12 protein-coding genes are annotated in these 19,196 nt (G+C 75.3%); 2 read left to right on the forward strand and 10 right to left on the reverse strand.

Annotated features, from left to right (window positions below; translation table 11 throughout):
* Positions 1-135: 135 nt before the first annotated feature.
* From ACFY0I_RS03665 to ACFY0I_RS03695, 7 genes are all read right to left on the reverse strand, one after another.
* Positions 136-732 carry a hypothetical protein gene (locus tag ACFY0I_RS03665; RefSeq protein ID WP_388889638.1) on the reverse strand — a complete coding sequence of 199 codons (597 nt, stop codon included), beginning with the start codon at positions 730-732 and terminating at the stop codon, positions 136-138.
* Between the two features lies 1 nt (position 733).
* Entirely contained in the window at positions 734-1,276 is a 543-nt protein-coding gene (locus ACFY0I_RS03670; RefSeq protein ID WP_388889640.1) for a hypothetical protein, read from the reverse strand.
* A gap of 91 nt (positions 1,277-1,367) precedes the next feature.
* Positions 1,368-1,796, reverse strand: coding sequence for a hypothetical protein (locus ACFY0I_RS03675; protein WP_388889642.1), 429 nt, complete (start codon positions 1,794-1,796; stop codon positions 1,368-1,370).
* Positions 1,797-2,198: 402 nt separating this feature from the next.
* A complete protein-coding gene (locus ACFY0I_RS03680) occupies positions 2,199-2,741 on the reverse strand; it encodes a type 1 glutamine amidotransferase domain-containing protein (RefSeq protein WP_388889644.1) in 543 nt (180 codons plus the stop codon).
* 472 nt (positions 2,742-3,213) lie between these two features.
* Positions 3,214-5,379: a PQQ-binding-like beta-propeller repeat protein gene (locus ACFY0I_RS03685; protein ID WP_388889646.1), complete on the reverse strand. Its 2,166-nt coding sequence runs from the start codon at positions 5,377-5,379 to the stop codon at positions 3,214-3,216.
* Positions 5,380-5,492: 113 nt separating this feature from the next.
* Positions 5,493-7,988, reverse strand: a complete 2,496-nt coding sequence (locus ACFY0I_RS03690; protein ID WP_388889648.1) for a PQQ-binding-like beta-propeller repeat protein — start codon at positions 7,986-7,988, stop codon at positions 5,493-5,495.
* 38 nt (positions 7,989-8,026) lie between these two features.
* The gene (locus tag ACFY0I_RS03695; RefSeq protein ID WP_388889651.1) at positions 8,027-10,048 is read right to left on the reverse strand and encodes a protein kinase; all 2,022 of its coding nucleotides are present in this window, start codon (positions 10,046-10,048) and stop codon (positions 8,027-8,029) included.
* Between the two features lie 277 nt (positions 10,049-10,325).
* On the opposite strand from ACFY0I_RS03695, the gene ACFY0I_RS03700 reads away from it, so the two are divergent.
* Entirely contained in the window at positions 10,326-11,078 is a 753-nt protein-coding gene (locus ACFY0I_RS03700; RefSeq protein ID WP_388889653.1) for an NUDIX domain-containing protein, read from the forward strand.
* Between the two features lie 210 nt (positions 11,079-11,288).
* On the opposite strand, the gene ACFY0I_RS03705 is transcribed toward ACFY0I_RS03700, so the two are convergent.
* Positions 11,289-11,882 (reverse strand): RICIN domain-containing protein, encoded by a 594-nt coding sequence (locus ACFY0I_RS03705; RefSeq protein ID WP_388889655.1) that lies wholly within the window; start codon positions 11,880-11,882, stop codon positions 11,289-11,291.
* 203 nt (positions 11,883-12,085) lie between these two features.
* A complete protein-coding gene (locus tag ACFY0I_RS03710; RefSeq protein WP_388889658.1) occupies positions 12,086-15,157 on the reverse strand; it encodes a LuxR C-terminal-related transcriptional regulator in 3,072 nt (1,023 codons plus the stop codon).
* A 379-nt stretch (positions 15,158-15,536) separates the two neighbouring features.
* Between ACFY0I_RS03710 and ACFY0I_RS03715 the strand changes: the two genes are divergently transcribed.
* Positions 15,537-16,379, forward strand: coding sequence for a class I SAM-dependent methyltransferase (locus tag ACFY0I_RS03715; RefSeq protein ID WP_388889660.1), 843 nt, complete (start codon positions 15,537-15,539; stop codon positions 16,377-16,379).
* 111 nt (positions 16,380-16,490) lie between these two features.
* On the opposite strand, the gene ACFY0I_RS03720 is transcribed toward ACFY0I_RS03715, so the two are convergent.
* On the reverse strand, positions 16,491-19,034 hold the full coding sequence (locus ACFY0I_RS03720; protein ID WP_388889663.1) for an FtsX-like permease family protein: 2,544 nt from the start codon (positions 19,032-19,034) through the stop codon (positions 16,491-16,493).
* Positions 19,035-19,196: the final 162 nt, after the last annotated feature.

Consider the following 19,196-nt stretch of genomic DNA (forward strand, 5'->3'; position numbering starts at 1 on the left):
CGTTTTGGGCGGGCGCCCCCCCCCCGGGGGGGGGGGGGGGGGCCCCGCGGGGCCCCCCCCCCCCCCGCCCCCGGGGGGCGGGCCGCCCCCGCCCCCCCGAGGCCGTGTTCGGTTCTGCTCCGGTGGTGCGCCGGCTCAGGTCTTGAGCAGCCGGTTGAAGAACGATCGGTAGTGTTGCAGGGCCAACCGCAGGTCCTCGGTCGCCACCTGCTCGCCTCGGTCCCAGCGGCCTTCCAGCCCCTGCTTGTGTGCCGCGAAGGAACCGGCCAGCGTCTGCATGACCTCGGCGACCAGGGTGTCCGCCGACCTGACGGCCTCCTGCGGGTCGTCCACGAAGCGGCTCTGGATGTCGCTCCAGTTCTTGCGGAACCCCTCCGCCTCGGCGCCGGGGAGCAGCGGGTCGGTGTCGTCGGCCTCGGCCACGTCATGGGTCGTGCCCGTGGCCGCGTCGCGGTTCCCGGTCCCGTACGCGTCCGTGGTCGCGTCCACGTCCGCGGTCGCGTCGACGTCCGCGTCCGCGGTGACGGGTTCGGCCGCACGGTCGGTCCGGTCCGTCCGGGAGCGGTCGTACTCGTCGGTGCGGGTGCCCCCGTCGCCGAAGGCCGTGGTCGCCTCGCCCGGGTAGACGGGCGCCTGGCCGCGTTCCGCCCCGCCCGGATGGGCGAGGTCCTCGGTGGTCAGACCGGGCTCGCCGCCCCGACCTTCGCCTGCGTTCTCGTCCTGGATCCGCATGTCACCTGCTCCTCTGGTCGGTGAGCAGTTCCTCGAACAGGGCGCGGTAGTGGACCATCGCCCCTCGGAGCTCCTCGGTCGTGGCCTGTCCGTTCCCGCTGCGCTCCTTGACGCCGTGCGCGGCCCGGTAGTGCTCCAGCGTGCGGCCGTGTTCGACCGACAGGTCGCGTACGGCACCGCTGTACCCCTCGGTGGGGTAGCCGCGCTCCTTCATCAGCCGCGACACCAGGTCGTCGGCCTCGGACAGCGAGCCTTCGGGGCGGTCCACGAAGTGCTCCTGGACGCCGCTCCACTCCTGCGCGTACTGCTGCCGCCGCTCGGCGGGCAGTTCCTTGATGTCGAGCTTGTCGTGCCGTTCCTCACGGGCGCGCAGGTCGCGCTCGGCGGCCATCCGACCGCCCTGCTCCTCGACCGCGCGCTCGTACTCGGGTCCGAACCGGCTTTGCAGATGGCGTCGTCGGGCCTGCATCGATACCAGGGCGGCGACTGCCGCCACCACGATCACAGCGACGACGATGATGACGATCAGCATGCTTGTTGACATCTCCGGCCTCCGTCCTGGGGCCTACCATTTGATGACGCGGCTGCCCGCCTTGCAGTCGTACAAACCCACCGCGCACGGCGAGTCCGTACGGTCAGAGTTCGGCGCGGGCCACCGACTGGGCGGCGCGCACCGCGACATTGGCCGCGTCCTCGAGGAGCGGCGCCGTCGGCCGGCCGTCGCCGGTCAGCGTCCATCCGCACAGGGCCGCCCAACCCAGGGCGGCGGCGGCCGCGACGGAGCGTTCCCGCCGTCCGGCCAGGAACGTGCCGAACAGCAGGGCGTCCCCGGCGTCGACCGTGACCCGGCACAGGACGGCCGTGCGCAGGGCGGCGCCCTCGGGGAGCGCGACCATCGCGGCGCCGATCACCGCGTCCCGGACTCCCAGGGCCCGGATCAGCAGGGCGGAGGAGCCCTTGTCCGACAGGCCGCAGGGGCGGGCCAACACGCGGGGGCTGCAGGCGACCGCCACCCCGTACCCGAGGGTGGCCACGCCCATCGCCCTGGCCGCTGCGGTGCGCATACCGATCACTCCGTTTCGTCGGGCCGGGGCCACTGGTGGGACTCCGGTCAAGGGGCGCCTACCCGGGCGGACGTCGACCACTCGCGGCGCGGCGCCCCGAGGGCCCGGGGACCCGCTCAGGTGACGGGCTCCGGAGCCGGTCCCGGTCCGGGAAGCGGGCCCGGCCGGGGGAAGGGGTCGGGGCCCGGGGCGGGCGAGGGCTGCGGATCGGGCCCGGGCTGCGGTGGCGCCGGAGGCACCGGGTCCGGCCCGCCGGGGGCGGGCACCGGGCCGGGGAGCGGCCCCGGCCGGGGGCCGGGGCCGGGGCCCGGTGAGGGGGTGGGAGACGGGGGGACGGGGTCGTTGGGAGGGGTTCCCATGATTTCTCCGTTGCTGTGCGGGGGCAGGTGGGGCGGGCTCCCGTCAGGAACCGTGGTTGCCGAACTCCTTGACGAAGGCCGTGCAGAAGGCCTCCAGGTCGTCCGGTTTCCGGCTGGTGACCAGCGTCGCGGGCGTCGCCCGACAGACCTTCACCTGCTCGTCGACCCAGGTGCCGCCGGCGTTGCGGATGTCGGTGGCGAGGCTCGGCCAGGAGGTCAGCGTGCGACCGCGCAGGACGTCCGCCTCCACGAGCGTCCAGGGGGCGTGACAGATCGCCGCCACCGGCTTGCCGGCCGTGAAGAAGTCCCGGACGAAACCGACTGCCTTCTCGTCCATGCGCAGGGCGTCGGGATTGGCGACGCCACCGGGCAGCACCAGGGCGTCGTAGCCGTCCGAACTGCCGCCGGCGAGCACGTGGTCGACGGGATACGTGCCCGCCTTGTCGAGATGACGGAACGCCTGCACCCTGCCGGGTCCCGTCGAGACCAGTTGCGGGTTCCAGTCGGCCTTTTCGACCGCCTTCCACGGTTCGGTGAGTTCGATCTCCTCGACGCCTTCGAGCGCGGTCAGAAAAGCGATGCGCACCAGGGCCACCTCCTTCTCTCGTACCTCTGTGGGGGTCTCCGGACTTCTACGGGGTTCCCTCGATTTCAACGGGCCTTCGGACGTGCCGCGTCACGTCGGCTCGGACTCAGTCGGGGGGTTCCGGAACCGCCGGCTGCTCACCGGGGCCGGGCGCGGGCCCGGCGGGTGAAGGTCCCGGGTCCCGCGGTGTCCCGCCGGGGCTCGGCGTCGCCGGCTCCCTGGGGGTCGGATCGGGACCGCTCGGTGTGGGTCCCGGGCGTTCGGGTCCACCGGGGCGCCCGGGTCCTTCGGATCGGGGTTCCACGGTCCTGTCCATCGCGTTCACCTGGGAGTTCCTTCCGCGCGGGGTGCGGGCACGTCCGTGCTCCCCTGCGCCTGCCCTGCCGCACGCGCCTCAACCGGGCGGGCGCGGGAGCGCCGCCGGCCGGCGGTTCACGGCCGGCACGCCCTGTCGTGGCCGGGCACGGCGGGTTCAGTCCAGAGGGATGGCCGCGATGCGGTCGGTGTCCTGGGGGTAGAGCCGGTTGCCGTACTGGACGATCATGCTGGGTCCGCTCGGCATGTTCACGGCTCCCGCGGACACGGTCCACGCGGTCCGGCGCTTTTCGACGTCCACGGCGACGACGGCCTGATCGCCGCTCCCGATCGCCGCGTAGAGCTCGCCGGCGAAGGGGGCGGGCGGCGCCAGCATGGAGACGTACCCGCCCGGGTCGTGGGTCCACAACTTCTTCCCGGTCGCCTCGTCGAAGGCCTGGAACGAGCCGTCCGCCAGGTACACCGCGCCGTTCACGCAGACGGGCGCGCTCAGCAACTTCGCGTCCTCCGGCTCCAGTGTCCAGGCCAGAGCCCCCGTCGCCAGGTCCACCGCCGTGATCCTCTCCTCGAAGTCGAGGACGTGACGGTCCGAGGCGACCGGGCGGTTGAACCCGCCCGACTCGTTCGGTGACTTCGCCTGCTGGTCGGTCCGTACCCTGGTCGCCCACAGCAGCCGGCCGTCGCGCAGGTCGAAGGCCAGGACGCGGCCGGGATCGGAGGCGATCAGCCGGCCGCCGGAGACGATCGCGGACATCATGAGGGCATCGTCCCGGTCCAGGACCGCACCCTCGATGCGTTGACGCCAGCGCACCTTCCGGGCGCCCAGGTCGTACGCGACCAGCCAGGGCTGGTCCTCCGGCTCGCCGGAGCGGTAGTACGCCTTCAGGTAGAGGCATTCGGCGTCTGCGGCCAGCAGCCCCGTGGTGAAGGTGAGTTCACCGAGGACGGCCGGGCCGGACGCGTCGGGGGCGAGCCGGCCCGTCAGCGGATCCATCCAGCCCGCGCTCGCGTCGCCGTCCTCGTCGAAGACGAGCCCCGCGAGGCGGTCACCGGCCACGGCCGTGTCGGCCTTCGTCTTCTGGGCCTCCCACAGGATCCGGCCGTCGGCCGTCGAGATCCCGCGCATGACGTCGCCCACCTGGATCAGGACCTTGTCGATCGCCACCGCCGGGGAGGCGGTGAACGGTGTGGCGACCGACCACAGCGGCGCCGGCGGGGTGCCGGGCGGGCGGGTGCCGCGGCTCGGGCCGGGGCTCGCCTTCGGGCCCCCCACAGCGGCGTCCGGGCCCGACCCGATGCCGGGGAGGTTGCCGGTGAGCCACAGCGCCGAGACGCCGCCGACGGCGGTGAGCGCCGCGGCCGTCGTACCCGCGATCACCGTGCGGCGGGAGATGCCGGGCGGCGGGGCGGGGGCCCGCAGTGGGGCGGTGGTGACGGCGGCGACCTCCTCGATCCGGCGCGACAGGTCGGTGAGCAACCGCTGCGGCAGCAGGTCGGCGAACTCGCCGTCGTCGAACGGCCCCCACTGCGCGCACAGTTGGTCCGGACTCGGCCGCTCCCCCGGCTCCGGTGACAGACAGGCGGTGAGCGTGTCGCGCAGCCCGTCGGGGGCGCCGGTAAGGTCGGGGGCGGCGCCGTCGCGCAGCAGTTGCAGGGTGCTCTGCCGGCCGCGGGCGTCGTAGGGTCCGTGCCCGGTGGCGGCGAACACCAGGACGGCGGCGAGGGCGAACACGTCGCCCTCGGGGCCGGGCGGCCCCCCGCGCGCCTGCTCGGGGGACATGTAGGCCGGGGTGCCGGCCACGGCTCCCGCCGCGGTGAGGCGGGGGCTGCCGGGGGCCTGGGCGAGCCCGAAGTCGATGAGCCGGGGGCCCTGGGCGGTGACCAGCACGTTGGACGGCTTGAGGTCCCGGTGGACGAGTCCGGCGCGGTGCAGGGCCGCGAGGGCGGTGGCGAGCGCGGAGCCGAGTCCACGGACGGCCTCCTCGGGCAGCGGCCCCGCGGCCGCCACCGCCTCGGCCAGCGAGGGACCGACGAGGTAGGCCGTGGCCAGCCACGGCGTCGCCGTGTCCGGATCGGCTCCGAGGAACGCGGCGGTGTGCTCCGCTCCCAGGGACCGCGCGGCCTCGGCCTCCAGGATCAGCCGCTCCCGGTAGCCGGGCCGGTCGCGCAGGTCGGCCCGTACGGTCTTCACGGCGGTCAGCCGGCCGCCGGTGGTGCGGGCCAGGAAGACGGTTCCCATGCCGCCGCCGCCCAACCGCCCGAGGAGCGTGTACCCCCCGAGCCGTTCGGGGTCGTCGGGCAGGAGGGGCAGCAGCGTGGACATGGCCGGTGGGATCCTTCGCGACGGGGCCCGCTGGGCGGGAACGGGGGTGTTCGGGCGGGCGTACGAACGGGCGGGGCGTACGGGCGGCACGGGGCACACAGCACGGGGCACGGTCAGTCCACCGGGAGGGCCACCACCACCGACGGGCGGGCGATGAGCAACGCGTCCGCAGTCGTGACGAGTTGGAACGGCTCGCGGGCCTCCACCCCGGCAAGTCCCGCCTGCCACAGGCGTTTGCCCGAGGGGAGGGAGGTCGCGGTGATCTGGTTCAGGGTCGACAGGTACAGGGTGCGCCCGGACGCGCTCGCCGCCATCGCGCCGAGCATGAACCATTCCAGGTTCTCGTCGAGGCTCTGCTCCCACAGCGTCCGTCCCGTGTCCGGTGCGACGGCGACGAGCGGGCCGCGGCCGTCGTCCGTCAGGTACAGCGTGCCGCCGGCGAGGAGCGGCGGGGCGTTGGTGCCGGCGACCACGGCCTGCGATTCCCACAGCCGGGCGCCGGACTCCAGGTCGTAGGCCTGCGCGTGGCCCTTGGCGAGGAGGAACAGCCGCCCGCCGCCCGCCGGATCCACCGTGGAGGCGGGCCCGGAGTGGACGTCGGCGAAGGTGCGGTTCCAGAGCATGCGCCCGTCGCTCCGGTCGAAGCCGGCGATCTCCAGCGTTCGGACGGCCGACACGTCCTGGAACGGTTGCCGGGGCACCTGCACCTCCACGACGACGATCCGCGGACCGACGAAGGAACCCAACCGGTAGTCGAACCCCCTCGGCATGGGCGTGCGCCACAGCTCCTTGCGCTGGTCCAGGTCGAAGGCCGCCAGCAGGTGTCCACCGGACGGGTTGCCGTCGCCCACCACCAGCCACGCGGTGGAGCCCTCGACGGCGAGCACCGTCGAGAGGTTCTCCACGCGTTGCAGCCACTGGGTCCGGCCCTCGCTCAGCGAGCAGAGCGAGAGGCCCTCGCGCGTGACCACGAGGACGCGGTCGCCGGGCGCTTGGACGGGTGGGGTGCCTTCGCTCACTCCGGGCATCTGCCACACCTCCTTGCCGGTGCGCAGGTCGTGCCCGTACAGGACCTCGCCGCGCAGCGTCAGGAACCGGTCGGCGCCGCTGACCGGGAGGAGCCGCGTACGGGCCGTGTTGTCGTCGAAGCGCCACAGCGCGGGCGGCGGCATGCCGCGCACCCGGGGACCCGTGCCCGTCGCGGCGCCGGCCCCGGCGGTCGGCTCGGGGCGGCCGTCGTCCCGGGTGAGCGCGGACCAGGCGAGCGTTCCGGACGCTCCGAGGGCCGCGCCGGCGAGCAGGTGGGTCAGGAGACGGCGGCGGGTGGGGGGCCGGGTGGCGGGGGCGTGCGGCCGGGTGCCCCTCGGCGGGGCGGAGTGTCCGTGCGGATCGCGGTGCGGCGGAGCCTGTGGCGGTTCCGGCGGATCGGCGTCCGGATCACCGTGCGTTGCCGTGCGAGGGGCACCGACGGGGCGCGGTACGTGGGCCCGTGGCGAGGCCTCGTCGGTGGAGGCGGGGCTGTCCGCCGGGCGCCGGTCGTCCGAGTCGGGGGTGTCGTCCGTGTGATCGGGATGCGCGTGCGGGCTGTCGGCGGCCGGGGCTTCCGCCTCCAGGTCGGCGATCTCCTGGGCGCGTACGGCCAGGGCCGCCACGACCCGGCCGGGCAGCGGGCCCGCGGGCGGCGGGGCACCCGGCCCTGTCGGCTCGGGCCTCCGGAGCGCCAGCGCCCGGTGCAGTTCGGCGGCCGTGGGGCGGTCGGCCGGGGCGGGGGCCAGTGCCGCCGCCACGGCCCGGTGCAGTTCTGCGGGCAGCGCGGGGAGTTCGGGGCGGTCGTGGACGGCGCGGTAGGCGAGGACGGGCGGCGGGCCGTCCCCGAAGGGCAGTCGTCCGGTGGCCGTGTGGATCAGCAGGATCGCGAGGGCGTACACGTCGGCGGTCGCGGAGGAGGGGCGGCCCGCGGCCACCTCCGGGGCCATGAAGGCGGCGGGCACGGTCGATACCCGGCTCTGCGGTTCCAGCCGCGCGGGCCCGGCGGGCCGGCGTGGCGGCCGACCGTCCCGGTCCGGCCCGTCGCCGCCGCCGTCGCCGTCGCCCGGGGCGGGTCCGGGTGCGGGGAGCGTGCGGCAGGCGTGCAGGGCCATCAGCAGGGGGCGGCCCGTGGTGAGCCACACCCCCTCGGGTGCCACGGCGCCGTACCCGACGCCCCGGGCGTGCAGGGCGGCCAGCGTGGCGGCGACCTCCCCGGCGATCTCCACCGACCGCTCCAGGGACAGGACTCCGGCAGCCGGCCCCGGCCGGCCCGCCACGTCGGCCAGGGAGACGGCAGGGGTGTAGGCGAGGGCCGCCCAGGAGGGGAGGGTCTCCGTCCGCAGGTCCAGTACGGCCGGAACTCCCGGCACGGAAGCGCGGTGCAATTCCTCGGCCGCCGCGTGCGCGGCCGGGGGCAGGAGACAGACCACGGCGTGCCCGTGGGCCCGGTCGCGGCCGACGTACATGCCGTGGTGCGGCGGGGCCGGCCTGGGGCCGGGCCAGCGGGCCAACAACCGGTACGGCCCGGTGGCCGTCGGGTCCTCGGGCAAGAGCCCCGCCCCCAGCTGTCCGCGTCCCATGCGTTCCCCTCCCCCTCGTGGTCCCGGGTCGGAACCGCTCACATGCCCGGCAGGGCGCGGACGGTGCTGCCGCGTTGCCAGATGACGCCGCCCCGGACGACCGCTCCCCGCCAGGGCGTCTCGGCGCGGACGCCCTGCGCCGGGGTCGGTGCGAAGACGTACTGTTCGGCCACCCGCGCGGTGTCCACCACCAGGATGCCGAGTTCGGGCTTGCGCAACGGTACGAAGACGCCGGATCCGGAGATCAACGGGGCCTGGTCCTGCGCCAGTTCGTCGGGGGCGAGCACGGTCCAGGCCGGGACTCCGGTCCTCGCGTCGACGCTGCGCAGTTGCCGGCCGTCGGCCACGTACACGGTGTCGCCGGCCAGGGCGGGCGCGCCGAAGCCGGTCGTGTCGTCGGCGGGGAGGGTCCACAGCTGTTCGCCGTTGGCTCTGCTCAGGCAGTTCAGGGCGCGGTGACCGCCGCCGCCCACGACCACGGCGCGCGCGGACAGGGCCGTCCACCGGCCGTCGCTCCCGGCGGGGCGTCGCCACGCGAGGCGGCCGTCGGAGACCGACAGGGCCGCCACTCCGCCGGTGGCGGAGGCGAGGAGCAGCAGCCCGTGCCCGATGGCCGGGACCAGCGCCGGGCCGGGCACGGGAACGGGGACCCGCCAGCGCGTGCCCCGGCCCCCGGGCTTCACCGCGGCGACGCGTCCGGCGTCGTCGAGGACGTACGCCTGGTCCTCGTCGGCGGCGAGCAGGGCCCCCACCCCGTCGGACGAGCGGTGGCGGACCGCGCCGGTGAGGGGGTCCAGGAAGAGCAGGGCGCCGTCCGGGGTCAGGGCGACCGGTCGGCGTCCGCCGACGAGGGCGCCGGCCGTCGGGCCGCGGCCGCGGCGTGCTCCGGAGACCGGATCGTGCAGGGCCGTTGCATCGTCGCCGTCCGCGAACCACACCGTCCCACCGGCGCCGACCGGTCCGAAGGCCGGCTCGACCGCGGCGCCGTCGTAGGCCCACAGCGGCTGCGCGACCGTGCCGGGCGGGCCGCTCCAGCGGGGGGCGGGGGGCCCGTCGGAGCCGTTGCCGTCCAGGCGGCTCAGCAGGGCGCCGGAGCCGGTCGCGGTGAGGAGCGCGCCGGCGCCGATGAGGAGTCGACGCCGGGTGGGGAACCGGGGTCCGGCGCCCAGCGCGGCGGCGGCCCGTCCCATCTCGGCGGCGTCGGCGGTCACGGCGGCCGGGAGCCAGCGGCTCGCGGGACGCAGGGCCGCGCCCCGCGGGTCCAGCTCCCCGGCCACCTCGGCGGCGGTGGGGCGGTCGGCCGGTCTCTTCTCCAGGCAGCCGCGGATCACGGGGAGCAGTGCGGGCGGCACCGCGGTGAGGTCGGGTTCCTCGTAGGCGATCCGGAAGTCCGCGCGGACCGGGTCGCCTTCGAAGAAGGCGTGCCGACCGGTCAGCGCGAACACGAGCAGCGTGCCGAGGCAGAAGACGTCGCTCGGCGGGCCGAGCAACCCTTTCACGACCTGCTCGGGCGACATGTAACCGGGAGTTCCGGGACGTTGGCCGGTCGCGGTCAAGGTCGCGTCGCCGGCCACCCGGGCGATCCCGAAGTCGACGACGCGGGGCCGGTCGGCGCCGAGGATGACGTTCGACGGCTTGAGGTCGCGGTGCACGACACCGGCCCCACCCAGGGCGGTCAGCGCCCTGCCGAGGGCGGAGGCGAGCACGCACACGGCCGGCGCCGGCAGGGGCCCGTGCCGCAGCACGCCCTCCGCGAGGGTTGGTCCGGGCACGAACTCGGCTGCGAGCCAGGGAACTTGATCAGTGGCCGAGGATCCGAGCACCGCGGCGACGAAGGGGCTGCGCACCGCCGCCGCCGCCGCGGCCTCGCGCCCGAACCGTGCGCGAAGGTCCGCGTCCCGCAAGAGTTCGGGCCGGATGGTCTTGAGGGCCGCGGGACGGCCGCGGCGGCGCGCGAGGTAGACCGTCCCCATGCCGCCGGATCCGAGCACGCCCAGGATCCGGTACCCCCCGAGCTCCGCGGGCGCGCCGCCCGGCAGGGGGGCGATCACTGGTCTCATGCGCTTGATCGTAGGCGCGCCGCCGCCAAGGGGCGTCACAATCAAGGAAGTTGGGGGCACGCCTGTGCCGGCTCGCGCGACCCTCGAGAACGGGGCGACCAAGGCACCGGCCCCGGTGGCGTCGCCGTGCGTACCGATGCTCATCCACCGGCGTCAGGTACCCCCTGCTGCCGGCGGGATGACCACGACCCCACGGGATCCGTCCACTGCGCACCGGCACGTCCGACGCCGCCGCCACGCCACCCACGTCGCCCACGTCGCCCCTAGGATGAGGCGGGTGATCGATACTCCGCATCCCGGTCCGGAACTCTTCGATGTCAGCCGCCTTCGGCTCGCCGAGGGCGCGGCGCCCGCACTGTCCCCCGCCCTCGAAGCCGCGCGGGACCGGGCGTGGGAGAACGCCGTGCGGGGCAACCCGACCCTGTTCGACGGGCCCGCGGTCGCGTGCGTGGAACTCCGACGGGTCGATCCGGACACGTTGTTCCTGCGCTGGGCCGCGGTGACGTACCGGCACCGGGCGTTGCGTCGTGTTCCCGGTGCGGAGGCGTTGCCGTCGCTGTTCGTGAACGCGGTCCAACCGACGCCCGACGGGCGGGTCCTCGTGGTGCGGATGGCTGCCTGGACGGCCACTCCGGGACGGTGGCAGTTTCCCGGCGGGTCCGTCGAGCCGCCCGGGGCCGGTGAGGTACTGGACGAGGCCTCGCTGCGCGGACACGCGGCGCGCGAACTGGTCGAGGAGATCGGGGTCGACGTCGAGCCGACGCGGCTACGGCTGTGGGCGGCCACCCGCGGCGCGCACGGCAGCGTCGGGCTGACCCACTTCGCCCCGAGCCGCCCGGAAGCGGATGTGCGCGAGCGGTTCGCCGCGTTGGTGGCGGCGGAGCGCGCGGCGGGCCGCGATGCCGAACTCGACGCGATCGCCTTCGTGCGCTCACCGGCCGAGTTGGCCGCCCTTGCGGGACCGCACGTGGACTACCTGGAGCCCCTCGTACGCCGCTGCACCGGGGCCCCGCACCGGCCCGAGGCCTGAGCGGGCTCCGCTCGGGCCTGTCGTCGGACTCCCGCCGTCGCGAGGCGGACGGGAGGTTGACGACGGGACCTGGGGCAGCCGGCGGATGCGGCGAGCCCGGCCGGCGGAGGGGGCGGCGATCCGCGCCCGTCTCCCCCGCCGGCCCGCGCCCTCATCGGCGCCCGCCCGCGATCCTGCCCTCCCCTGCCGGGCAGGTGGGGCGCCGGTTGTCTAGGAGCACTCCCACATCGCGGCCTGCGTGCCGGGGCTGGTGCTCAGGCCGGGCATGTCCAGGCACATCCAGGTGGGGGCGCCGCTCGGGGTGGTGCCACTGATCCAATAGCCGTTGTTGCCGTCGATGTTGTCCGTGTCCCACCACTTCTGGTTCAGACCGCCGTTGCAGTCCCACTGGACGATCTTGGCGCCCCTGATGGCCCTGCCCCCGGAAATGTCCATGCACTTGCCGGAGTTGGCGTTGCGCAGCTGGATGAAGTTGCCGCCGTCGGTGACCTCCGACTTCCACAACCCCTCGCTCGGCGTACCGCATTCGGCCTGGACCACCGGGGCGCCGTTGTCGTTCGAGCCGCTCTTGACCTTCAGACACATGCCGCTGTGGTTGTTGACGATCTCGAACCGGCTGCCCCGCTTGCGCAGCTGCCACAGCTGGTTGGGGGCCAGGCTCGCGCCCATGTCCGAGGCGGTCGGTGCCGTGGGAGGCGCGACGGGTCGGGCCTCGGCGGCGGTCGCGGGGAGGAGGGACGTCCCGGCGACCGCGATGAGGGCGACCAGCGCCGAGCGCGCGGACGTACGCTTCGTGAAGTTCATCCCGAGTACCTTTCGTACGCGGCCCCGCCGCGGATGCGTCGGCGCCGGAGGTGCCGTAGGTGGCGTAGGTGGCTTAGGTGGCGCCGGACCGGTGGGGGCGGGCCGGCGCGGTGCTCACTCTGTCCGCCGGCACCCGACCCGCACATCGTGGAAGACCACGAACACGGCGCCCGACCCGCTCTCGTGGTCGACGCCCCGGCCCCTCACGGTCCCCCGGCGGTGTCCGCTCCGGCCAAGCCGACCGCGAGCTGGGTCCGGCGGGTCACCTTGAGCTTGCGGAACGCGCTGGTCAGGTGGGATTCCACCGTGCGCCGCGTCAGGTGCAGCGCTTCGCCGATCTGCGCGTTCGTGTGCCCCAGGGCGGCGAGGTCCACGACCCGGCGTTCCGCGCCGGTGAGGGCGCTCGGTCCGGTCGTGGCGCGGGTCGTGCCACGGGCGTTCGCGGCGCGCAGCGCGGCGCGCGTCGCCCGCAGCAGTCGGCCGGTCGGCGCGGGCTCCGGGCCCGCGCCGAGTCGTCCGTCCCCGACCCGAGGGTCGCGTTCCTCGCCGAGGAGGCCGTACGGGGCGTCACCGGCATCCGGCCCCGGGGACAGCAGGCGCACGGCCTCGGCGTCGGCGGTGCGCAGGTCGTCACGGCCCCGGCGGCCGAACCCGGCCGCGATGCGGGCCCGTCCCAGGTCGATCAGCGCCTCGATGCGTTCCACGGGCGCCGGCGCCCCGTCCAGCAGGGCGGTCGCCTCGACGAGCGAGTCCAGGCCCCGGCGACCGCCGACGGCCGCCGCGTGGGCCCGCAGCGCCCTGCCGACCGTACGGGGGGTGCCCCAGCGACGCGCGTGGTGCAGTTCCTCCTCCGCCAGCTCTCGGGCTTCGGCCGCGCGGCCGAGGCGGGCCAGGACGAGGGCTGCGCCTGACCGCCACGGTGTGGCCACGGGGCTGACGAAGTCGCGGGCGCTCTGGCCCGTGCCGCAGGCGAGGTACTCGGCGAGGGCCGCCTCGCCGCGTCCTTCGATGCCGTGGAGCAGGGCGCGGGCGTAGCGCAGTTCGTTCCACTCCCAGGAGCTGTCGGCGGTGGTCGTGTCGGGGGTGGAGAGGAGCTGCCAGGCCTGGTCGCGCTGCCCGAGTTCGTACCGGGCGAGCGCCACCATGGAGACCAGGTGGGGCGCGCGGATACCGCGACCGGTACAGGTGTGGGCCAGGTGGGTGTTCTCGGCGATCACCCGCCGGAAGTCCCCGGCCCAGAGCGCGGCTTCCGCCCGGGCGCTCAGCAGGCACTGCAGGCCGGCGTCGGTGAGGTCCGGTGGTGCGGGCGGTACGGGAAGTCCCCGCTCGGCGAGTGCCCGGGCGTCCTCCAACCGGTCCGCCCACTGCAACAGGGTGGCCGCGCTGCCCAGCCAGGCGGTGCGCAGCAGGGGGTGGACGGCCGCAGCGGCGAGCCGGGGCCGGATCCGTGCCAGCACCTCGGCCGACGAGAGGAGCCCGGCACCGGTCTCGTACTCGGTGATCAGCGAGCAGACCAACGGTTCGACGGTGATCGGGGCCGTGGGCGCGAAGGCGCGCAGGCCCGCCACGGCGTGGCGCCAGGCGACCGCGTCGTGCGAGGAGATGAGGGCGGTGACGGTGCGCAGGATGTGCACCAGTTCGTCGCCGGCGCCGCTGCTCGCCCGGTGCAGCACTCTCAGCGCACGGTCCGTGCGGCCGGTGGCGGCGAGGGCCGCACCGAGGGTGGGCGCGGCGGCGGCGCGTTCCTGACGGTCGGGGTGCAGGTCGAGGCCCGCGCGGAGCCTGCGGATGCCCGCCTCGGCGCTGTACGGGAACTCCAGCGATCCCAGGCGCAGGGTGAGGTCGGCATGCCGTTCCCGGGCGAGCGGTGGCGCTGCCCGCAGGGCGTGGCGCAGCAGCGCGGCGGCCTCTTCGGTGTGCCCGGCGCGGACGGCGGCGTCGGCGGCGTCCTCCAGACAGCGGCCCATCCACGCCTCGCGGGGGTGGTCCAGGCGCAGCAGCCGGGCGGCGACCTGCGGGGCGGGGGCTCCGCCGTCGTGGAGCAGCCGGGCGGCGCGGGTGTGCAGGGCTGCCAGTTCGGCGGGTTCGGCCGCGTCCAGTACGGCTTCCAGGGCGAGCGGGTGGGAGAGCATCCGGGCCAGCGGCGAGGCACTCGGTCCGCTCGACGCCGCCTGCCGGGTCGGCAGCAACGGCCGGGCTTCCCGGAGCAGGGCCGGGCCGGTGGCGGGAGAGCACTGGGCGGTCACGGCGAGCGCGAGGACCGTGCGCCGGGTTTCGTCGTCGGCGCGGTGGCGGATCCAGCGGGCGATCGCTTCCCGGTACCGGATGGGCCGGGGCCCGTTGGCGACGTCCGGGTCCCGCTGGTGTCGGCCGGTGCTCGCCTGGCGCCGGTGACGGCCGGGGTCGGGGTCGGCGGGGTCGGCGCCGGGGGCGGCGTCGGGGTCGGGGTCGGACAGGGGGGCCTCGGGCCCGGGGTCGTCGGGACGGACCGGGTCGCCCGGACCGGCGGGACGGCGCACCGGGTCGGCAGGACCGGCGGCAGGACCGACCGGATCGAAGGGGTCTCCGGCAGGGCCCTCCGAGTCCGGCGTGCCGCCGACCGGGCGGCCCGGGCCCGGCGGACGGGCCAGGTCGGCGAGGAGCGCCTGGAGGAGGGCCGGGTTGCCTCCGGTCGCGTCCCAGCACATCGCGTGCCGTTCGGGTGGCAACCCTCGCTCGCGTGCCAGCCGCGCCGCGGCTTCCGGCCCGAGCGGGGGCAGCGCGTGGCACACGCCGGTGGCCCGGGGCAGCCAACCGGCGTCGGCGTGCTCACGGCATTCGGCGGTGGCCAGGAGCAGGACCGGCAGCCCGGCGATCCGGCGGGCCAGGTACCCGGTCCAGCGGCGGGACACCGGGTCCGCGCAGTGCAGGTCGTCGACGGCGAGCAGGACGGGCCGGTCGACGGCGCTTCGGGCGAGCAGGTCCAGCAGTCGGTGGAAGACCTGCTGCTCCTCCCCGCCGGCCGGGTCGCTGAAGGGGATCCCGCCGACGGCGGGGAAGACCTGGCGTACGAGGGCGAACGGGAAGGCCGTCTCCTCGGGTGCGCACCGCGCCGACCGTACGCACACGCCGTCGTCGGCGCGCGCGCCACGGGTGACGGCGTCGAGGACCGCGGTCCGGCCCCGGCCGGGCGGTGCGGCCAGCATCAGCCAGCTTCCCCTACCGGTGCGTGCCCGCGCCAGGGCGGCGGCCGCGGCCCGGAGTACGTCGTCGCGTTCGACCAGCACCTGCGTCACTTCCGCCCTCCCACACTGCTGCCGACGGCTGCGTGCCGCGCTCGTGACGGCACCGCCGACGGCGCCGCCGGCTCCCGTGAGAATCATGGAGGGACGGAGCGCGAGAAGTGGGATGATCTTCGGTCAGATTTGCCTGAAAGGGCATCAGTTGGGCCAAACCAGCCAAACCGGCGCGGGATTGACCGAAACCCGGAGTCGCAGGACGGCGCACGCGGTGGCGCCCGCCCGGTCCGGACGGCGGACCGCACCGTCCCCGCTCGCAGGGTGGCGCCGTCACCACCGCCGCCCGCCGCGGTCCGACCGCGGCGGCCGGACTGCGCGGGCGGCGCATGGCGCATACGCTCGGATGGAGGGTCGATCCGAGCCCTGGAGGTGGGTCATGTCCGAGGGGACCGACGCGGTCGGGGCCGATCGCGCGCTGAAGGCCCGGCACCGGGCCATGTGGGCCTGGGGCGACTATCCGTCCGTGGCTTCCCACGTCATTCCGGAGGTGGGTGCCGAGCTCGTCGGGGCGTGCGGCGTGCGGCAGGGGGACCGGGTGCTGGACGTCGCGGCCGGCGCGGGCAACGCCGCCATCCCCGCCGCCCTCGCGGGGGCGGACGTCGTGGCGAGCGACCTCACCCCCGAGCTGCTCGAAGTCGGCCGGAACCTGGCCGGGGTGCGCGGCGCCCGTCTGGAATGGCGCGAGGCGGACGCGGAACATTTGCCCTTCGCCGACGGGGAGTTCGACGTCGTGATGTCCTCGTTCGGGATCATGTTCGCCCCGCACCATCAGGCCGCCGCCGACGAGCTGGTGCGCGTCTGCCGCCCGGGAGGAACGGTGGGCCTGGCGAACTGGACACCACAGGGGTTCGTAGGCCGGATGTTCGCGACGATGAAGCCGTACGCGCCGCCCCCGCCGCCGGGAGCCCAGCCGCCGCCCCTCTGGGGGGACGCGGAGCACGTGTACGAGCTCCTCGGCGACCGCGTCACGGACGTCGACGCCCAGCGGCGGACCGCGCGGGTCGACGCCTTCCCCCAGCCAGGAGCCTTCCGTACCTTCTTCAAGGCCTGCTACGGCCCGACGATCGCGGTCTACCGCGCCCTCGGCGACGACGCCGACCGGGCGGCGGAGCTGGACGGCGCACTGGACGCGCTGGCCGAGGAGAACACCCGCGACGGAGTCATGGAGTGGGAGTACCTCCTCCTCACGGCTCACAGAACCGGCACGGCCGCTCCCTGACGACCCCGCACCCCGGTCCGGCGACCGCTTCCGTCGGCGACCGCCGGTGACCTCCGTCCACCGGGAGTCCGCGCTGTCCGAACCTTTCGCGTCCGCGCGGGTGGAGCGTCGTCATTGCGCCGCCGTCGCCGCGGAAATGTCGACGCGGGCGGCCCTGCGGGCCGGCCAGAGCGAGGCGAGGAGTGCGCCGGCCAGGGCGATGAGTGCGCCGAGGGCGAGGCGGCCCCACGGAATCACCAACGCGTAGCCGACGACGCTTTCCTGGAGGGTGCGCCCGAGGGCCCAGCCCAGGAAGACGCCCAGGACCGTACCGAGGGCGGCGCCGAGTCCGCCGAGGAGCAGGGCCTCCAGCCGGATCATCCGGGTCACGCCGGCGCGGTCCATGCCGAGGGCCCGCAGGGTCCCGATCTCCTTGCGCCGTTCGAGGACGGACATCGCGAGGGTGTTGGTGATCCCCAGCGCGGCGATCACCATGGCCATGCTCAACAGGGCGTAGAAGATGTTGAGTTGGTCACCGATGGAGCCGCTCTCCTGCTCCCGGATGGCGGACTCGTCCAGGACGGCGAGGGCGGGGTTGTCGCCGAGGGCGCGACTGACGGCGCCGAGCGCGGCCGGACCCGGCCCGGCATCCGTGGCGAGCAGGATCCCGGCGGTGCTGGGATCGGGGTCGTAGCGGGCGACGAGCGCGTCGGGAGCGGTGATGCTGGGCAGCAGGTTGCTCTGCTCGTCCGCCCGGTAGACGGCTCCGATCGTGACGTTGCCGACCTGGCCCTGCCCGCCGTCCTCGCGCCGCAGGGGAAGGGTCTGGCCGACGCGCCAACCCGCCTTCTCCGCCTTGAAGTCGGCGACGGCGATCCGGCCCTGGGCGAGGGAGTCGAGCGAGCCCTCGGTCACGTCGTAGCGGAGCAGTCGGCCGATGGTGGCGGGGTCGACCCCGGTCAGTACGGACGGGACGCCCGCCAGTTGGTACCCGGTGGACTGGTTGAGCGGGCTGAACCTGGCACCCGACAGCTTCTTCAGGGGTTCGGCGGTGGCCGGCGTCATCCGCATGCCGCCCTCGGCGGGCTTGATCAGGTAGTCCGCGGTGAAGTCGTGCGTGGTCGCGCGGTCGAGGTACTGGGCCGCCGAGGCCCCGAGGACCGAGAGGCCCGAGGCGAGGGCGAGGGCGATGGCGAGGGCCGCGGCGGTTGCGCCGGTCCGACGCGGATCGCGCACGGTGTTGCGTGCGGCGAGGTCGCCGTGCACCGGGTGGAGGCGGGTCAACAGCGGTCGGAGCAGGGCGACGAACGGCCTGGACAGCAGCGGGATGAAGCCGATCGCCCCGCTCAAGGTGAGGGCCGCGCCGAGGCCGATGACGATCCGGGCGTCCTTGCCCGCGCCGAGGGCCCCGTACAGGCAGCCGGCCGTGCCGGTGAGCAGCAGGGCGGCGCTGAGGCCGGTGCGCGGGGACCCGGTGCGGGCGGGCGCCTGCGGCTCGGCCGCGCCGAGCGCGGCGACGGGCGCGATGGCCATGGCGCGGCGGATCGGAAGCCATGCGGCGATAGTGGGCAACGCGGTGCCGACGAGCAGCGACGTCACTACGGTGCCCGGGGCGAGGACCAGCGGGCCGGACGGGCCGTCGGCCGGCGCGTACAGCGTACGGAGGAGGGCGGCGACCCCGGTGCCTGCGGCGAGGCCGGCCGCGGAGGCGAGGGCGCCGACGAGGAGGGACTCGGTCAGCAGGATGCGCCGCACTTGCGCGCGGGACGCTCCGACGGCCCGCATGAGGGCCAGTTCCCTGGTCCGTCGGGCCACGAGCATGGTGAAGGTGTTGGAGATGAGGAAGGTGGCGACGAACAGGGCGACCGCCGCGAACCCCAGCAGGATCTGGCTCATCGTGTCGCCGTCGCCGGTGGCGAGGTTCTCCTGGATCCGGGCGAGTTGGGCCCCGGTGGCGGCGCCGGTGTTCGGGGGGAGCACCGCTTCGACGCGGCTGAGCAGTCGCGCGGCGTCGGTGCCGGGCGCGGCCGTCACCTCGACGGTCCCGTAGCGGCCGGGCTCGAGGAAGAGTCGCTGCGCGGTGGCCTCGTGAAACAGCGTCAGACTGCCGCCGGAGGGCAGTTTGGTCCCGTCCGTGCGGAAGACTCCGCTGAGGGTGTAGGAGGCGGCGCCCTGGTGGGTGCCGACGCGCACGGTGTCGCCGACGCGGTACCCGCCCTTGGCGGCGGTGGATTCGTCGAGGGCGATCGTGTCGGTACCGGTCGGGCCGGCACCCCGGGTGAAGCGGTAGGCGGGGTCGATGCCGCCCGTTCCCGGAGCAAAGTTGGCGCCCCGGTGGGACGTGCCGCCGGCGATCGGGCGGCCGTCGCGGCCGGCCACGGCGGCGAAGCCGTCGACCCGGCCCGCGGCGACGGCCACACCCGGGACCCGGGCGAGGGTGGCGACGGTGGCGGCGTCGATGCCGGGCGGCGCCCCACCGGCGGGTGAGCCTTCGGGGAAGACGCTGACGGCGAGGCGCTCGTAGCCATCGGTCGCGCGGGCGGCGGCGGCCCGGTTCAGGCTGTCGCCGAAGACGAGGCTGCCGGTGACGAAGGTGACGCCGAGCATGACCGCGAACGCGGTCATCAACAGGCGGGCCTTGTGCGCGAACACGTTGCGCAGGGCGGTACGGAACATGGGTGCGGATCCTGGGATACGGGCTCGGCAACTGCGAGCGGGTGGCTGTCCGGGGGGGGCGGGGCCGAGTGGACCGGGCGGATGATTCGGCGGTCCCGGCTGATGGCGGTCGGTCCCGGGTCGTGTCGATCGGTCCCGGTGATGTCGGTCGAAGACGCAGGT

Origin of the sequence: Streptomyces sp. NPDC001568 (assembly GCF_042893755.1) — a bacterium.
GTDB lineage: Bacteria > Actinomycetota > Actinomycetes > Streptomycetales > Streptomycetaceae > Streptomyces.